Source organism: Persicobacter sp. CCB-QB2, assembly GCF_001274635.1.
Taxonomy (GTDB): domain Bacteria; phylum Bacteroidota; class Bacteroidia; order Cytophagales; family Cyclobacteriaceae; genus Persicobacter; species Persicobacter diffluens.
Map to the genome: position 1 here is coordinate 1,615,825 of NZ_LBGV01000001.1, position 16,832 is coordinate 1,632,656.

The 16,832-nt window shown below is 41.3% G+C and carries 16 protein-coding genes; 10 read left to right on the plus strand and 6 right to left on the minus strand.

All coding sequences use genetic code 11. The annotated features are described in order from the left end of the window. Nucleotides 1–41 precede the first annotated feature (41 nt). From NG22_RS07275 to NG22_RS07320, 9 genes are all read left to right on the plus strand, one after another. Nucleotides 42–701, plus strand: a complete 660-nt coding sequence (locus NG22_RS07275) for a metal-dependent transcriptional regulator (RefSeq protein ID WP_053405127.1) — start codon at nt 42–44, stop codon at nt 699–701. Continuing rightward, nucleotides 685–1,611 (plus strand): zinc ABC transporter substrate-binding protein, encoded by a 927-nt coding sequence (locus NG22_RS07280; RefSeq protein WP_053405128.1) that lies wholly within the window; start codon nt 685–687, stop codon nt 1,609–1,611. The genes NG22_RS07275 and NG22_RS07280 overlap by 17 nt, the downstream gene beginning before the upstream one ends. After that, a complete protein-coding gene (locus tag NG22_RS07285; RefSeq protein WP_053405129.1) occupies nt 1,611–2,408 on the plus strand; it encodes a metal ABC transporter ATP-binding protein in 798 nt (265 codons plus the stop codon). The genes NG22_RS07280 and NG22_RS07285 overlap by 1 nt, the downstream gene beginning before the upstream one ends. A gap of 1 nt (nt 2,409) precedes the next feature. Next, the gene (locus NG22_RS07290) at nt 2,410–3,702 is read left to right on the plus strand and encodes an iron chelate uptake ABC transporter family permease subunit (protein WP_053405130.1); all 1,293 of its coding nucleotides are present in this window, start codon (nt 2,410–2,412) and stop codon (nt 3,700–3,702) included. 8 nt (nt 3,703–3,710) lie between these two features. Then, complete coding sequence (locus NG22_RS07295) at nt 3,711–4,610, plus strand: metal ABC transporter permease (RefSeq protein WP_053405131.1); 900 nt, start codon at nt 3,711–3,713, stop codon at nt 4,608–4,610. A gap of 136 nt (nt 4,611–4,746) precedes the next feature. Then, nucleotides 4,747–5,196: a thioredoxin fold domain-containing protein gene (locus NG22_RS07300; RefSeq protein WP_157600910.1), complete on the plus strand. Its 450-nt coding sequence runs from the start codon at nt 4,747–4,749 to the stop codon at nt 5,194–5,196. Nucleotides 5,197–5,858: 662 nt separating this feature from the next. Further along, a complete protein-coding gene (locus tag NG22_RS07305) occupies nt 5,859–6,440 on the plus strand; it encodes a hypothetical protein (protein ID WP_053406902.1) in 582 nt (193 codons plus the stop codon). A gap of 588 nt (nt 6,441–7,028) precedes the next feature. Further along, nucleotides 7,029–7,721, plus strand: a complete 693-nt coding sequence (locus NG22_RS07310; RefSeq protein WP_053405133.1) for a hypothetical protein — start codon at nt 7,029–7,031, stop codon at nt 7,719–7,721. A 1,295-nt stretch (nt 7,722–9,016) separates the two neighbouring features. Beyond that, the gene (locus tag NG22_RS07320) at nt 9,017–9,676 is read left to right on the plus strand and encodes a hypothetical protein (protein ID WP_053405135.1); all 660 of its coding nucleotides are present in this window, start codon (nt 9,017–9,019) and stop codon (nt 9,674–9,676) included. Between the two features lie 812 nt (nt 9,677–10,488). Here NG22_RS07320 and NG22_RS07330 read toward each other — a convergent pair. Then, entirely contained in the window at nt 10,489–10,713 is a 225-nt protein-coding gene (locus NG22_RS07330; RefSeq protein WP_053405137.1) for a hypothetical protein, read from the minus strand. A 520-nt stretch (nt 10,714–11,233) separates the two neighbouring features. Between NG22_RS07330 and NG22_RS07335 the strand changes: the two genes are divergently transcribed. Beyond that, nucleotides 11,234–11,947: a pseudouridine synthase gene (locus NG22_RS07335; RefSeq protein ID WP_053405138.1), complete on the plus strand. Its 714-nt coding sequence runs from the start codon at nt 11,234–11,236 to the stop codon at nt 11,945–11,947. A 125-nt stretch (nt 11,948–12,072) separates the two neighbouring features. On the opposite strand, the gene NG22_RS07340 is transcribed toward NG22_RS07335, so the two are convergent. The 5 genes from NG22_RS07340 to NG22_RS07360 form a co-directional block, all read right to left on the minus strand. Further along, nucleotides 12,073–13,509, minus strand: a complete 1,437-nt coding sequence (locus tag NG22_RS07340; RefSeq protein ID WP_053405139.1) for an IS66 family transposase — start codon at nt 13,507–13,509, stop codon at nt 12,073–12,075. A gap of 58 nt (nt 13,510–13,567) precedes the next feature. Next, a complete protein-coding gene (gene tnpB, locus NG22_RS07345) occupies nt 13,568–13,912 on the minus strand; it encodes an IS66 family insertion sequence element accessory protein TnpB (RefSeq protein WP_053405140.1) in 345 nt (114 codons plus the stop codon). Further along, nucleotides 13,900–14,220: a hypothetical protein gene (locus NG22_RS07350; RefSeq protein WP_053405141.1), complete on the minus strand. Its 321-nt coding sequence runs from the start codon at nt 14,218–14,220 to the stop codon at nt 13,900–13,902. Before NG22_RS07350 ends, tnpB begins: the two co-directional genes overlap by 13 nt. Before the next feature lie 347 nt (nt 14,221–14,567). Next, nucleotides 14,568–15,176 carry a M48 family metallopeptidase gene (locus NG22_RS07355; protein WP_157600911.1) on the minus strand — a complete coding sequence of 203 codons (609 nt, stop codon included), beginning with the start codon at nt 15,174–15,176 and terminating at the stop codon, nt 14,568–14,570. Between the two features lie 815 nt (nt 15,177–15,991). Then, nucleotides 15,992–16,792 carry a LexA family transcriptional regulator gene (locus NG22_RS07360; protein WP_053405143.1) on the minus strand — a complete coding sequence of 267 codons (801 nt, stop codon included), beginning with the start codon at nt 16,790–16,792 and terminating at the stop codon, nt 15,992–15,994. Nucleotides 16,793–16,832 lie beyond the last annotated feature (40 nt).

Here is a 16,832-nt window from a genome sequence, read left to right on the forward strand (position 1 = left end):
AAAACTTAAATTTACCGCTACAAATATATTTACCGAGGATCATGGAGCTAAGTTTTGTTGAAGAAAATTATTTGAAAGCCATATACCAGTTGGAACTGGAAAATCCCAGCGGCGTAAGTACCACTGCCCTGGCAGAAAAAACGAAAACCAAACCCGCCTCTGTGAGCGACATGCTCAAAAAGCTCGCCCAAAAAGAACTGATCTTTTACAAAAAATATCAGGGCGCCAAGCTCTCCAAAAGCGGACTTCAGGCCGCTTTATTGGTCATTCGAAAGCACCGCCTTTGGGAAGTTTTTCTGGTAAAGCACCTCAGCTTTGCCTGGGATGAAGTGCATGAGGTAGCCGAGCAACTGGAGCATATTAAATCCAATTTACTGATCAAAAGGCTGGATCAATTTTTAGGCTACCCTAAAGAAGATCCACATGGTGATCCCATTCCGAATGAGAATGGAGAGATTATTGAAATCCCCAAAATTCTGCTTTCGGATTTTACCACTGGGAAAAAGGCCCAAATTAGCGCAGTAAAAGAAAGTAGTCCTTTGTTTTTGCAATATTTAGATAAAATCAAAGCAGGCATTGGCTCGAATATCATCATACAGGAGCGTATTGCCTTTGACAATTCTCTGGAAATCCTGCTGGACGATCGCACCCTGTATATCTCTGAAGAAGTGGCCAAAAACATCTATGTTACCGAAGACTAAATATCTCCTTTTATCATTTGGCCTGTGGACGATCATGCTACTGAGCAGCTGCGACCGCAACCCACAGATGAATAATGGCAAGCCCAATATTGTCTGCACCACAGGCATGATTGGCGATGCCTTGCAACATTTGGTGAAAGATTCCGCCAATGTGATCAGCCTGATGGGGCCAGGTGTAGATCCGCATTTATACAAAGCCACCCATGGCGACATTGACCGGCTGGCGCGTGCGGATGTCATCTTTTACAACGGCCTGCATCTGGAAGGCAAAATGGGCGAAGTGCTACACAAGCTGGAACGTACCCGCCCAGTGGTGGCTGTAGCGAAATCCATTCCTGAAAATGCCCTGCTTACCGTTGAGGACACCGAAGTACACGACCCCCACATTTGGTTCGATTTAATGCTCTGGGATCAGGCTGTAGCCGAATCGGCCATTGCCCTTCGGGAAATTTACCCCGATTGGACCAAGATGATCAACGCCAATGAACAAGCCTACCGGCAGGAAATCCAGGTGTTGCATCAGGAGGTTAAACGGCAAATCGCCACCATTCCGCAAAAGCAACGGGTGATGATTACCGCCCATGATGCCTTCGGCTATTTCGGTAAAGCCTATGATATTGAAGTCAGAGGTCTGCAGGGCATCTCCACCCTATCGGAATTTGGATTGAGAGGACGCGTGGAATTGGTCAATTATATCATTGACAAAGGCATCAAAGCCATTTTCGTAGAATCTTCCGTTTCGCCCAAAGCCATAGAATCCGTGGTCGAGGCCTGTCAGCAAAAAGGCCATGATTTGAAAATCGGAGGTAGCCTGTACAGCGATGCCATGGGCGCTCCCGGTACCGCAGAGGGCACCTACCTGGGCATGGTTCGGGCCAATGTTCACACCATTGTAAATGCACTGAAATAATGAAAAAGAAAATACTACAAGCCGATAATCCGGTAACGGAAGTCCATGACCTGACCGTCACCTATGACCGGAAGCCTGTGCTTTGGGACATTGACCTGACACTGCCCAAAGGATCCGTGATCGGGGTAATGGGACCAAATGGTGCCGGAAAATCCACCCTGATCAAAGCCATGATGGGTTTACTGCCACTGGCCTCCGGTTATGTAAAAATGTTCGATGAAAAGCTGGACGATGTCCGGGAACAGGTAAGCTACGTACCACAAAGAGGGACGGTGGACTGGGATTTCCCGGCTTTAGTGAAGGATGTGGTATTAATGGGCCGCTATTCCAAAATCGGATTATTTAAAAGACCACGACAGTCCGATAAGGAAATTGCCATGGACTGCCTGCGTAAGGTGAATATGGAAGCCTTTGCTGAACGGCAGATTTCGCAGCTTTCCGGCGGTCAGCAACAAAGGGTATTCCTGGCCCGAGCACTGGCGCAACATGCCGATCTTTATTTTATGGATGAACCCTTTGTCGGCGTGGATATGGCGACCGAAAAAGCCATCGTAGACCTGCTGCAGGAAATGTCGGCAAAAGGCAAAACAGTAGTGGTCGTGCATCACGATCTGCAAACTGCCCGTCAGTATTTCGACTGGATCGTACTGCTGAACACCCGCCTGGTCGCTTCCGGCCCTACCAAGGAAGTCCTGACCGACGAATTACTAGCCGAGACTTATGGCGGAAAGCTGACCCTGCTCAATGAAGTTTCGCAGGAGATTAAAAATAAGGAATTTCCAAACCGGGAAGAATAATATGGAAGCATTACTGGAGTTTTTATCCTTTCAGGATCCATCGGTACGGATGGTAACGCTGGGTGCGGTAATCCTGACCGCCTCCTCTGCATTGGTGGGAAGTTTTACCTTCCTGAAAAAGAAAGCCCTCATTGGCGATGCAGTAGCACATGCCGTCTTGCCTGGCGTCTGCCTGGCTTTTCTGCTATCCGGAGAAAAGAATCCCCTGTTACTGATCATCGGTGCCTTCATCACCGGCTGGCTGTCCCTGAACATCATTGACTTTGTTACTAATGAATCCAAAATCAAGGAGGATACCGCCATCGCATTGGTGTTATCCGTCTTCTTCGGCTTTGGTATTTTACTACTCACCTTCATTCAGCATGGAGATTATGCCGAGCAATCCGGACTGGATCATTTCCTCTTCGGGCAGGCAGCCTCTTTGGTGGGAGAAGATTTGATCATCTTCCTATCCGTCGGGCTTTTACTCATTGCCCTGATCCTGTTGTTTTTTAAGGAACTTACGCTTATTTCCTTTGATCGCCAATTTGCGCAAACTTCCGGCTTGCCCGTAAAATGGCTGGAGCTTTTGCTCACTTCCATGACCGTGCTGGCGGTGGTCATTGGCATACAGGCCGTTGGGGTAGTTTTAATGGCGGCCATGCTGATCACTCCTCCGGCAGCGGCAAGATACTGGACCGATTACCTGCCACGGATGGTTTTGCTGGCCGCGATCTTCGGTGCTTTCTCAGGATTTTCTGGTGCACTAATTTCCTACGTCTCCCCTGCTATGCCCACCGGCCCGTGGATTGTGATGGTCGCTACCACCATCGCATTATTATCCATACTATTTGCACCGGCAAGAGGCATCATTTTCAAAATGAAAAGACAGCAGGAAAATCAATTAAAAATCCTGACCGAAAATATCCTGAAATCCTTTTATCATTTAGGTCAAAAGCATCAGGACATGAAGCATCGCTATAGTTTTGACGAAATTCACAGTATTCGACCTTCCATCCCCAAACCCCGCCTGAAGAAGGGATTAAGAGTTTTGGAAAAAGAAGGATTTCTCCGAAAGAAGGAAAACAGCTATCGCCTGAGTGCAGAAGGCACAGAAAAAGGGAAACGCGTAGTGAAGCTTCACCGCCTGTGGGAAGTATACCTGACCGAATACCTTTATCTGGATCCGGACCATGTGCATGATTCTGCCGAAACCATGGAGCACGTCATTACCCCGGAACTGGAAAAGAAACTGGAAGAAATGCTCAACTATCCGGACCGCGATCCGCACGATGAAGAAATTCCTTATACCTGATAAATATTATGAACGATTTACTGATCATACTCACTGCCAGCTTCGTGGCCATCTCCTGCAGTTTGCTCGGCTGTTTTCTGGTATTAAGGAAAATGACCATGGTGGCCGATGCCATTTCCCATGCCGTTTTGCCGGGAATTGTCATCGCCTTTTTACTTTCCGGCAGCCGTGACTCCATGGTAATGCTGGCAGGCGCCGCCGCATTCGGTATCCTCACCACCTTTTTGATCGAATTATTCCACCTCAAGGGCGGCCTGCAGTCCGATGCTTCCATCGGTGTGACCTTCACCTGGCTGTTTGCCCTGGGTGTCATCCTGATCTCCGTTTTCGCCGGACAAGTGGATCTGGACCAGGATTGTGTGCTTTATGGAGAAATCGCCTACGTTCCCATTGATTTGTGGATCACCAAAAGCGGTACCATCATGGGACCCAGAGCACTCTGGATCTCCGCCATCGTCATGGTGATCATCATCGCATTTATTCTATTGGCTTATAAAGAACTATACCTGACGACCTTCGATCCGGCCTTTGCGGCCGCCATTGGCATTTCCACCACGCTCTGGCATTATTTATTGATGTCCATGGTTTCGCTGGTATCTGTGGCCTCCTTCGAGTCCGTCGGGGCTATTCTGGTGGTGGCCCTGATTGTGACACCACCGGCCACCGCCTATCTGCTCACCCGGGAATTGAAAAAAATGCTGATCCTGTCAGTCATCATCGGTGTGATCACTTCAGTGGGAGGATTTTATCTGGCCTACGCACTCGATGGTTCCATTGCCGGTGCCATGGCCACTGTGGGCGGCATCCTATTCGGGCTGGCCTTTTTATTCTCTCCAACCGACGGCTACATCAGCCGATTCAGGCGAAAAACCAATAAAGCCGCCATGATCAATGCATTACAGGAATAGTGAATTTACAGACTACACCAAGGCTTCTGATTTCTAAAAAAATGATGAAATGCCATTGTTATGTTACACAGACGACTTAAATTTCAGGCCTTTTTTACACCTCCACCGTAAAAAACATAAAAACTAACGATTGAATATGTATAAAAAGACATTTTGGATGATCCTTTTGCTGGCAGCTGTACAGCTAACTGCTTTTGCCGGAAGGGACAATGAGGGAGAAATTAAATGGGTGAGTTTCGAGGAGGCAATTGAAATGGCCGAGCAGGATCCATCCAAAAACATCATGATTGACTTTTATACCTCCTGGTGTGGCTATTGTAAAAAGATGGACAAAACCACTTTCAAAGATAAGGATGTAGTCAATGCCGTTAATGCCAGTTTTTATGCCGTAAAAATAAATGCGGAATCCAAGGATCGCATCACTTACAAGGGAGAAAATCTCACTTATTCTGATCTTGCACGAAAATTCCGCGTTCCAGGCTATCCCACCATCCTGCTTTTAAAATCTGATCTGGATAAGCAAGCGGTGGAACCCGGCTACAAAAGCGCCAAGCAATTTACCCGCATGCTCGAGGACTTTGACTAAATAAGATATTTAATCCCAAGACAGGCACTTTCCATTTCGGAAGGTGCTTTTTTTTTGATCTTATTTTTCTTGGGGACTGCTGCCGCTTAGACGTCAGCACCGGGCTGGCGCGGCTCACCCCATCGGCCTTTTGGGCCGCTGTGGTTCAAACAAGCCCGCTTCATCCCTGCCCCAAAACCCTTTTTCAATAATAGCCCGCAACAGATGTGAGGTTCATCTGTATTTCAAAACAATCCAGGAGCATTCGCTCCTTTTTACTTCCAGAAAGAACAACAATCCATTTAATCCGAAAAATAACGCAAAAAACAAGTCGGCATCTATGCCCCACTTAGTACCTACTCTACAAATGATTAAAATTGATGTTTTTATTCCTATACCTTCCTTTTGATTACCAAAAATAAACACTCCTGGTATAAAAGACCCTAAGCAGAATCTTCGATCAGGGTGTGAGGTAATAATTTTGGAATTAAGAGAATAATCCTTTGAAAAAAAGCCTTAGGCTCCTACTTTGCTGTGGTATAATGAATTTAGCGTTAGATGAAAAAATATCAATTTTTACAGCCTGATGATCGTAATTTCGGGCTCATGATAATCTTGAGCTATTGTTATGGCATTTTCGAAAGCAATATGAAAAGCTAAAAAGTGACAACTTAAAAAAGAAAATGAAATTTTCAATTACAGAAATTGTAGCCATTATTTCAGCTACAGGAATTATTGGCTGGATTAGCACAAACTTTTTGGGCGGAATGATAATTTGGCTGCTTTCATACGGAATAATTATTATCCCAATAATACTACTTTACGTCTTCTCTATCTTCGAAACCTCTATTTCATTACTAAAAAAAGGTACGCAGGAAAATAAAATCAAACTAATAGCACATGGAACGGTACTCTTTTCAATTTTGACAATTAGCCTATATCACTCGGAGGTTTTCAAATCAGAGCCAATTTTAACTGCTGTTCTAAAGGACGACCTTTGCCATTATCGCCTTGTATTCAGAAAAGACCGAACAGTAGAAAACCAAATAAATGGTTTTATGGGATTTTCACAAACCATTCATGGGAAGTATAAAATTAAAAATGACCTAATAATTTTTAATCCAAAACCACATGATAATGATTTTATTCCAGACACACTCTTAATTGACAAACAACAGCATGCTATTTTCATTAAAAAGGATAAAGATGGCAAATTCATCAATGAGAAAGAATGGTTAAATCATTTTGAAATCATAGAAAACTAGTAATCCATTGCCCCCACTGATCGTAGTCTTCCCTAGCTGAACTTTATAGTCTTGTAAGAACGTAGCGCGGCGACTACGATCCAGCCCCCAGAATTTGGTGGTTCGTCTTTTAAGGCTGGTAAGCTTGCTGTAACACAAAAGATCAAAGGGTATTTAATGAGCAATTATCGGCCACCCCGAAAAAGTGGAACAAAACAACACTGGTTAGTTGAGTTTAATCCTTTTGGAGTCGGAAATCGCCCCCTGGTGGTCATAGATTCCATCTACGACCCCAAAACATTGGAGCATTCGCTCCTTATCCCATCTGGTTTAATACCCAATCCATTCATTTCGAAAAATACGCTTTAAGATTACAGCAAGGGAATTAACAAGCCTACATAAATGCAAAAATTAGAAAATATCTGGTCTGCTCTAATTTGGATATTTTCTTTTATCCCTGTGCTTTCATACTGTATTTCAGCAGATAACAATTCATTCATCGAGAAACTTGAATAAAACCAAAAATATTTAAACTTGGTTTGTATTTAATTATTATTTAATTTAAAAAGCTAAAAATCATTATTAACCACTAATTAAAGGACTAGATTCATGAATGGAATTATCGTCAAACCATTAACCTATTTAAAAAATATTACAATATTACTAATACTCACTCTTCTATGCACAAATTTAAAAGCTCAAGAGAAAGCCATAGTAAACTTATTTAAGACTACTGACGACTACATTTCAAATACATATACTGATACGAATGTCACCATATTAATAAAAGAAATGGGAGAGAATCACATTTGGGTAAAAAAATTCATCGACGATAAAACCGGAAAAAAAATAAAGAAAGCCAATTACTCGTGGGCGATAGAATACAACGGTAACAATTATTTCAATTTAGGATATTCCCATGACTTAAATAACTGGAATGTTTTTATTAAATTTAATTCAGAGGGAGAGAAATATTGCATGAGTTTTATCGACAATAATTCCGCAGGAGTAATTAAAAATTCTGGAATAAATTACGGTGGTGGCTTACAAGGCGTGCTTATGAAAGACTCAGACAAGTGGGGGAAATATTGGAGGAATAATAATGAAGAAAAAATAAAAATTCTATTTATCGATCTTACAAATCAAATGGAAGCAAATACGGGTAGAAACAAAGGAAGCTTAGGTAATTTATTGAAGCGAAACGAATTAAAAACTAAATTTGGCCTTGAAAAAACTTATGCTGAAATAAAAAACTTGACTTTTGAAGAGGTTCTAGCGATAATAGAACGGAACAACAAATAAAAAAACTCCCCTCTAGTGGGTGGTCTCGATAATAACATAGCGCCCACTTGTTTCTCTTCCGAAACACCCCTCTGGTAGTAGATTACATCTACGACCAAAAATATTAGAACACTCTGGGCGTAGATTCCATCAACAATCCAAAAACTTTAGACCGTCCACTCCTTACTCCTTCCAGATTCATCCACTATCCATTCCTTTCGAAAAACACGCTTTAACCCGGATTATTCATACCCTTATATCTAAATAGATTTTGGTAGTGTATTTCCTGATATCTCCCACTGATCGTAGTCTTCGCTAGCTGAACTTTATAGTCTTGTAAGAAGGTAGCGCGGCGACTACGATCCAGCCCTCGGAATTTGGTGGTTCGTCTTTTAAGACTCGTTAACATGCTGTACCAAAAAGATCAAAGGGTATTTAATGAGCAATTATCGGCCACCCCGAAAAAGTGGAACAAAACAACACTGGTTAGTTGAGTTTAATCCTTTTGGAGTCGGAAATCGCCCCCTGGTGGTCATAGATTCCATCTACGACCCCAAAACATTGTTGCGAACACTCCTATTCCCTTCCGTATTGAACCATTATCCCTTCACTACAAAAATCTTTCGCCGGGGAAATAAACAAGTTTGCATCAATATTAAATTCTGCTGGTACCCGTTCGGATATGATTTGAAGGAATACTGAATTCCTTGGTTGAATTTCAGGAGCAAATGCACTTAATATAAGGGCTCGAAGATAGAGACCAAGTTCAGGCTGTATCATTTTGCCCCCCGGATAAAAGAATAAAACTCCTTCCAAAAAGCATAAACACATTCGAGCCTGGAGACGATGGCAATTTCCTACCACAGCCTACTCCCGGAGAGAACGAATTCCTATGAAAAAATAAAAGTCCCCTAATACATCACCAAAGTTCATTGGCTAAACAAAAACCATCCTTTCAGGCGCCTATTTTTTTTGATAAGCGAAAAACAGAAAAAAATCATTTATTAAAATCGAATTAATAAATATCTTTAACAGATAGCTATCACGGGGAACCGAAAAGGTTTAGTTAAAATAGACTAAACTCACCCTGATCGCGGAAGATTTTTAATAGATATAGTTAATCTCAAATATCTAAGAGTGTGTTTTAAAGCCAAAATTCGTAGCGAAAATTTGAAGTATTGCAGAATCGATACAGGATTATTTTGAGAGAATAGCATCGCCATTTTTGAAAAATTATCCAAAGTCGCTTCCAATAATTCGAATTTGCAGCCGAATGTTGTGCTTTTAAACACGCTCTAACGAAATTAAAATTACAAATGAATAGAAAAGAATTTCCATTCGAATATACTGATGAAAAGTTTAGCCTATTACTTATCCTATCGTGTATAATTATATTTTTTATTTTAATCTACACCACGGCACTGAATAATGATCTTTTAGGAGGACATTTTGTTGCCTTATTACTTTCAGTTGGTGTACCATTAATAATTTTTATAATAAACAAAAAGAAAATAAAACAGCAAGGAAAAGGCATAATACACGACTCATTTTTTGAAGTTGTTTTCGAAAAATCAAGGACCAAAATAAACTTTTCAGAAATTAAATCTTACAATATTCGACATTACAGAGGTTCAATTTTAAAAATCAGATTAATAAATGAAACAAGCATCAAATTAGTCGCAAACAGTAACTTTTGCGATCACTCTTACTTTAAATCTTTCATTAACGAACTGGAAAAATCATTATTACTTTTTTCAGATTCACAGCATCATAATTTAAACAAAGAGAAGTCAATATTTGAACAAAAATGGTTTTTTATTTTTCTTATCTCCATGACAACAATCATTATTTTGGGTGTGCCTTTAGCAATAATCTCAGGCTATAAATGGGCTTCCATTTTTTTCCTACTATTGTTCACTTTCATCTTCCCTTTGTGGTTGGGCTATGTATTGAAGCAAAAAAGTAAAAACACATAAAAAAATCCGTCCCACTCTGGTCATAGAAGTCCCTAAGAAGTTGAATTTCCAAAAGTCACACCCCTTTCTCCATTAACCCATACCGCATTTATATCGATCATTTATTAATATAATAAAATTTGATTTTTCATGTAATTCTCTTTATAATGGCACAAGATTCAATCTACTAGCAGATTACCCAGAGAAGACCTCTCCTTAGCCTTTGGAAAACTCACACCATACAGTCCTAACGACCTAGGAGGCTGGCGGAAATGCAAACCTTCCTCAATCCGTAACGAATGTAAAAGGGGCATAGGAATCATTTAATTATTAATCCTATAATAATTCCTCATTCACCTGTTTATTGGATATCAACAATTGCCCCATTTAATGTATATTTGTATACGAACGATGGACACAGGAAATTAATTAAATAAAATGAAATACCTATCAAGCTTTTTTTTGACTCTTTCTTTAATAAGTTGCGGCCCTACGGAGTTTTTCCCTAATGAAAGTGATTACCGTGATAGTCGATTAGTCGGGACTTGGGAGCTAATTTATTCAGGCGCTCTCAGTAATAATTATGTTGTTTTTGAAGAATCAGGTTATCAAGGCATAGTACACCCCGAGGGGAAGATTATACACCCCTTACTTATATTTGGAAAAATATCAATGGAGAAGAGGCTCAGTCAATAAATATATCTGAATCCTCATCCAGCTGGGTAAAGAAAAAAGACTCAGAGAACATAAATTACACACTATCGGCAGACAGTTTAGTGCTATATCATAATAAAGGCCAATATTACGACACTTTAGTTTGGGCCGCTATTCAGTTAAAATTCAAGGGTCCCTACTTCATTGAGGAAATTACAGTACCATAATTTATCTTTGATGGCCACAACCTGATTGCCAAGCGCCACCCCTTTCCCTTGCAGTCCCACCACCCCACTGATCGTAGTCTTCGCTAGCTGAACTTTATAGTCTTGTAAGAACGTAACGCGGCGACTACGATCCAGCTCTCGGAATTTGGCGGTTCGTCTTTTAAGGCTCCTAAACATGCTGTACCACAAAAGATCAAAGGGATATTTGATGAGCAAATATACTTTACACCGAAATAGCGGGACAAACCACCACTGGTTAGTTGAGTTTAATCCTTTTGGAGTCGGAAAACAACCCCTACTGTTCATAGATTCAATCTACGACCCAAAAACATTAGAGCGTCCCCTCCTAACTCCTTCCGGATTCATCCACAATCCATTCCTTTCGAAAAACACGCTTCAAGATTATGCAAGAGCATGAACAAGCCGGCATTAGTGCAAAATTTGCCTGAAACCTATTCGGTCATGATATAAAGGAGTACTCGCCCCCTGGACTTTCCTTCTGAATTTCAAGAACAAAGACTCCATGCCTATGGAGTCGTATATTGACACTACGACTAAGTAATCAAAAATGCCAAGGACTTCTCCCCACTTCTCTGAAGAAAAAACCTAATGCCTCACGCTCCATTTTTCACCTCCTGTTCTGAGCAAATCACCGTCATTCCCTATCTTTGCATTAAGCCAAATCCATTTTCCGCTTATGCGCCTCGATAAATTTCTTTGTCAAAGTACCGTTTTAGACCGCCCCACTGCTCATGAATGCATCATCAGCGAGCGGGTAAAAGTGGGAAGAGCGGTGATCACTTTGCCGGAGGCGCAGGTACATCCGGAAGAAAAAGTTTATCTGGATGATGTGCTGCTTAAATTACGCCCTTTCCGTTATTTTCTGATCCATAAGCCTGCCCAAACGGTTTGCTCGAACAAAGACGAGCACTACCCTTCTGTATTTACCACGGTCGGATTGGAGCCGGAGAACCTCCACATTGTCGGGCGATTGGATGCTGACACCACGGGTTTGGTGCTGGCCACGGATGATGGGCAGTGGTCTTTCCTAATCATGCATCCGGATTATAAATGTCCGAAGACTTATCGGGTACAATTGCAAAAACCCATTGATGCTGGTGCTATTGAAAAACTGGAGAAGGGCGTCCAGCTGCAAGGAGAAAAGCAGGCCACGGCACCGGCAAAAGTGGAAATCATTCATGAGAAAGAAGTTTTGCTCACCATCACCGAAGGAAAATTCCATCAGGTGAAACGAATGTTTGCGGTGGTGAAAAATAAGGTAGTGCAATTACATCGGGAACGTATCGGTCCGGTGGAACTGGATATGGCTGAGGGGAGTTTTAGGGAATTGACGAAAAAAGAGGTCAACCTTTTGGTGGCGGAGAAGAACAGGCCTCAAAAGAAAAAATAGATCAGGCTTTCCACAAAGCCGACCAAATCTAATCCGAATTATGCAGACTTAAATCCTCCTTTAGCTGCTTGGCGGAGAGAACGAAATAATAGGTAAACCTTCAGCCAACCACACTTGCAAAAAAATCAAAGCCATTGAGGGTTGGCGGCCAAATTTTCATTTAGCGGGAGGAGCTCTCTGATTTTAGAAATAGAATGGTTATTAATTCTTCGAAGCACATCCTCCAGCCATTTGGATGGATTTATTCCATTAGCTTTACAGGTGCCGAAGAAGGAATAATACATCGCAATATTTTGGGCAGCAGCATGTGAGCCCGCAAAAAGAAAGTTCTTTTTTCCGAGGGCTAAAGGTCTGATCAGGTTTTCAATCAGGTTATTGTCCGGATGTAATTGGGGATCTTGTGTAAAGGTGATCAATCGATCCCAGAGGTTAAGCATATAGTTAATCGCCTTTCCGATGAGCGATCTTGGAAGCGCATCTTTCTGTTCTTTAAGTGCCCAACTTTTGAGTTCCTCCAAAATCTTTATGCTATCAGATTTTCTCATTTTCAGGATTTGTTCCGGGGAAAACTGCTCCTCTTTAGCTTTGGCCTCCAGGGCATAAAGCCTCCCTATTAAATCCAGTGCAATTTGCGCTTTCTTCCTGTGGTTTTTGAGTGCGGCGTCAAACTTTCTCCGGACATGTGCCCAGCAAGCCAGCAAGTTGATATTCGGAATTTGACCAAACTGATCATAGGCGGCGTAACCATCGGTTTGCAGGAAATCAGGCAGCTTTTTTAATAAATCTTTTGGGATTTGCTTCCCTCTCCCTTTGGCATAATCAAAAATGACCAAACCGCTTTCGGGGACATGCCTGACCCACATATATCCCCGGTGAGAGGAACCAGGTTTTTCGCCATCAAGTACCTGAATGGGTGATTCATCCATTTGTAAGTATCCCGCCTCTAGGGCCATTTTCACGGCCTCTTCAAAAAGTGGTAGCATTAAACGGCTCACATTGTTGAACCAGTTAATCACGGTACTCGGTGCAAGGGATTCACCGGTTTCACGAGCTAAAATTTTAATCTGTCTGTCCCAAGGAAGGTGGTCGTCAAATTTGCCAATAAGCAAATAAGCAATTAATGACGCATCTGCACCACTCTTAGGCAAAACAATATCCGGAGGAAAATCAGCGATAACGATATCGCCGTTTGGCAGCTTGTATTTATAACGGATGATCTGTCTGACCACCATCCGTTCGGGATAAATCTTCCTATATTCGGAAACCTCTGTGCCTAAAAAATGAGCTCCCGGGATCTCCAGCTTACAATGTTCAACCTCACGCTCCAAATGGTCGCTAATCGGCTTTCTTACCGGTGGGATAGAACCTTCTTTTGGAGCTTTTCTGGCAGGCTTTTCGATATCAGAATCTTTGGGCGATTTTTTTCGTTTTTCGGACTTACCTGTCTTTAGTAATTTCAGGACGGCATCCAATTGTTGTTGCAGAGAATTAACCTGTTCTTTCAATGAAAGAATTTCATCATCCTTCTCTTTAATAACTGATTCAAAATGCTGCTCTGACATACCTAAAGATACGAAAAAACCGCCTTAAAACATAAATTAAGGCGGTTTTTGATGTCTATCAGGCATATCTTTTTCTCTGAATTCTTTGCTCCAAACTTATCCCACAGAGCATCATTTCCAAGGTGTGTTTCGGGATTGGAATGGATTTATCTCCAGCTTTATGACTCGGAATTTCAAACGTCCCTTTTTCCAACCTTTTATAGTAAATGGCAAACCCTCCAGCTTCCCATTGCAATAACTTGATTTTATTTCTCGCCTTATTAATGAAAATAAATATCTCTCCATTGGTGGGGTCTCTTTCCAGTTCATTTTCCACCAGGCCACTCAGGCCATCAAAACCTTTTCTCATATCTACAGCCTCCGCATAGAAATTGAGTTTATCGTTAGGACCTACGCTAAGCATGTGGAAAGAATTAATTCAATAACATGTGACGGTGCGGAGACCGGAATTTCTATAGCATTACCAGTCTTCAGCCTGAATACTATCACTGCTGAAGCATGGGCTGCTTCTTCTAAAATCATATCGGTTTTGATCTCTACAAAACGCGGTTCTGGTGTTTTTTCAACATCCTGCTCTTTCCTCCAGGCAGCTAACCACCCTCTGAAGGACCCTGAAGGGATCCCATTTTTCCTACAGTAATCTGCCTGACTCAATCCACTCATCTCCCACTTTTTGATATGAGCCTCTTTAACGGCCTTTGTTTTCCTCATTTTTTTTAGAGCAAAGGTATGTGATGGGGAGGTTGGAGGAAACAGTGGTTAGCTGAAGGCTTACAATAATAGTTCCTTAATTCGCGCTGTTTCCTGGAAAGTAAACGGCCGAGAGAAAAGCAAACTTTCCCAAATATGGCTATTAGAAATCAAGGATAAACCCCTGAAAAGACTGAGGGTAGCCACTTTGAGCAAGATAAATCTTGCGGAATTAATTCGGCTTAATGCCCCGCTATCACCAACTACTTCCACAAAGGATGCATCCTCCTAAATCCCACCCTTTACAGCAAAGCATCCTGTGTAGCTTGGGGAAATTTCCGGAGCATTTTTGTTTTATGCTATTCTGTTTAAAAAGTACTTTTAATGCCATCCATAAATTTCATTTTGCTCTTGAGTGTACCGATCCATTCTCTTATCATATTCCGGTTTTCAGGAAAGTCGACCAATACTTCCTCAAGCTGAGTTAAGGTCGACAAGGCTTTTTCATAATCAGAGATACATTCATAATATTGTGCTACCGTCATATAATAGGTAGTAACCTCCGCCCCATGGAATATATGCCGATCGGGATACAAATCTTCCAGCTCAAGTGTTTCGCCTAATAAATCATGAATTTCATCAAAGTAGCCGGCTTCCATATCGAGTTTGGCCGCTTCTACTCTGGCAAAAAGGTAGTCGGGAAAACGTTCCATCATAACATCCACCACATTAATTGCCATACTCTTTTGCTCCAAAAGCTCATAAGCTGAAAATAAATAGTTGTAAGCGGAGGGGTAGTTTGGATGTTTGTGAATAAACTTTCTTAGACGCTGCAAGAATCGACTGTCAGCTTTTGCATTTTCCCCTAAGTGGTATAATTGCATACCAAAGTATTCTAATTCCATTTGAATATAGGAGGAAGGCTGAGCCCCTACCGGATAAACCGGTATATCTGTTATGTTTTCGATTTTTATCATAGCTCTGAAAAACAATAAAATAACACAAAAAAACGAGCAAGTGAAGACCTTTGGTAAAATAAAAATCTCCCATGGATGCCGGGCCAGGGATAGAGGCAGCGGCGCAGCCGGTTGTTGGAGCTCCTTTTTGCAGCCTGAGGGCGTAGCGGCTCGCAAAAAGAGCGACTGCCGAAAGCCCGACCGCGCTTGGGCGGTGGCCTCCATACCAAAAACTACTCGGCAATTAGTAAGGCAATGGACTCGCAGCTATAAAGGGTAAAACCAAAAGGGCAAATTTCTAAAAACAGCCAAAAGGGCAAAAAACCGCCATGCACATATCTGCAAGGCGGTTTTTTTGTATCCTGGAGCTTAACCATCTAAAAAACCAAATTTCCATTATCTACCATTTTACTACCATTTCATGACCGCATTTAAGGAGTAGGTATTAGGTTATTACCATATTTGCCAAAACAACCCTGAAACGGCCTTAGAAAGTGACTCTGAGCCATTTTAAAGGCTATTTAAAGGGTAATTGAAGCAAGGTTAAACAGGGTTTTGAAACTGTTTGAAAATTCTGTTAAAGGTGGTAAAAATGGAATGGGGTACCAATTGGGGTATCAATTGGGGTATCAAAAGCGACGAAAAAAAACCAGTTTTTTGGAGTTTTTCACCCTATTTTTATTCAAAAACACCTAATTTTTCAGGGTTGCTCTATCAAATTTCCTTGTCAAAATAAAATAAAGACTCAAAAACAACTGATATTCAGTTGATTGCCGGATTTAAATAAGGTGGTATCCCGAAAATTATTTAAAGCTATGTATTTGCTGATTTGGAATTTAGTTTCCTCCCTTCTTTAATAAATTTATCAAGTCTTTTTGAGTGCTCGAAAGTTCCAAATAAGCCTCTGCTTTCTTTTCAGCTGCTTCTAATGCGATTTTTGAATTTATTGCTTCTGATTTTTTGATTAAGGCTTCTGTATACCAAAATCTTCCTTTATGAGGTTTAGTCAAAATATATTCCACTTCGTGAATTGAATGGATAATAGAACAATCAAGCTTAATCGGAGGATATGATGGATTCTCACTAATCATAAGCATCAAGTCAAATTTATCCTCCACCCTTTTTACATACAAACTTCGATCTTTTGTTACGATAACATAAACTCTAGAATCTAAAATGTCAGCTCGACTATTTACTACTCTTGCTATTAATAAGTCTCCGTCATCAATTGTAGGATTCATGCTATCTCCATGAGCCACAAATACATGGCAATCTTCCTTGTTGGGGATAAAAGAAAGATCAAACCCTTGCATTTTATCTAAAGATTGAATTACAGAACCTGTCCCAGCACTGGCCTTTAAATCCGGATGAAACTTTATTGACTTATTAGGAACAAAAGTTTGAATTGATAGGCTTTCTTTCTCCTTGATCATATTACCCTCTCCTGTAAAGAGCCAATTCGCATCAATATCGCTATACGTGGATAGTAATTTTGATATATTCTCTTGGGACAGGGTACCTCTTTTTCGTCCTTTCCCTATAAGGCCGTTGGATATTCCACATTGAACAGTAACTTGATTATCATTCAACCCTTTGAAGGTAAAGTACTTATCCAGTCTATTAAAAAAATCTGTCATTTTTGATATAAAAGCCTTGGTGGTGTATCAATAATTCTAT

Excerpts from the sequence above, each read along its gene's own strand:
- NG22_RS07275 (WP_053405127.1), top strand. The coding sequence starts at position 42 with ATGGAGCTAAGTTTTGTTGAAGAAAATTATTTGAAAGCCATATACCAG.
- NG22_RS07280 (WP_053405128.1), top strand. The coding sequence starts at position 685 with ATGTTACCGAAGACTAAATATCTCCTTTTATCATTTGGCCTGTGGACG.
- NG22_RS07285 (WP_053405129.1), top strand. The coding sequence starts at position 1,611 with ATGAAAAAGAAAATACTACAAGCCGATAATCCGGTAACGGAAGTCCAT.
- NG22_RS07290 (WP_053405130.1), top strand. The coding sequence starts at position 2,410 with ATGGAAGCATTACTGGAGTTTTTATCCTTTCAGGATCCATCGGTACGG.
- NG22_RS07295 (WP_053405131.1), top strand. The coding sequence starts at position 3,711 with ATGAACGATTTACTGATCATACTCACTGCCAGCTTCGTGGCCATCTCC.
- NG22_RS07300 (WP_157600910.1), top strand. The coding sequence starts at position 4,747 with ATGTATAAAAAGACATTTTGGATGATCCTTTTGCTGGCAGCTGTACAG.
- NG22_RS07305 (WP_053406902.1), top strand. The coding sequence starts at position 5,859 with ATGAAATTTTCAATTACAGAAATTGTAGCCATTATTTCAGCTACAGGA.
- NG22_RS07310 (WP_053405133.1), top strand. The coding sequence starts at position 7,029 with ATGAATGGAATTATCGTCAAACCATTAACCTATTTAAAAAATATTACA.
- NG22_RS07320 (WP_053405135.1), top strand. The coding sequence starts at position 9,017 with ATGAATAGAAAAGAATTTCCATTCGAATATACTGATGAAAAGTTTAGC.
- NG22_RS07330 (WP_053405137.1), bottom strand. The coding sequence starts at position 10,713 with ATGTTTAGGAGCCTTAAAAGACGAACCGCCAAATTCCGAGAGCTGGAT.
- NG22_RS07335 (WP_053405138.1), top strand. The coding sequence starts at position 11,234 with ATGCGCCTCGATAAATTTCTTTGTCAAAGTACCGTTTTAGACCGCCCC.
- NG22_RS07340 (WP_053405139.1), bottom strand. The coding sequence starts at position 13,509 with ATGTCAGAGCAGCATTTTGAATCAGTTATTAAAGAGAAGGATGATGAA.
- tnpB (WP_053405140.1), bottom strand. The coding sequence starts at position 13,912 with ATGCTTAGCGTAGGTCCTAACGATAAACTCAATTTCTATGCGGAGGCT.
- NG22_RS07350 (WP_053405141.1), bottom strand. The coding sequence starts at position 14,220 with ATGAGGAAAACAAAGGCCGTTAAAGAGGCTCATATCAAAAAGTGGGAG.
- NG22_RS07355 (WP_157600911.1), bottom strand. The coding sequence starts at position 15,176 with ATGATAAAAATCGAAAACATAACAGATATACCGGTTTATCCGGTAGGG.
- NG22_RS07360 (WP_053405143.1), bottom strand. The coding sequence starts at position 16,792 with ATGACAGATTTTTTTAATAGACTGGATAAGTACTTTACCTTCAAAGGG.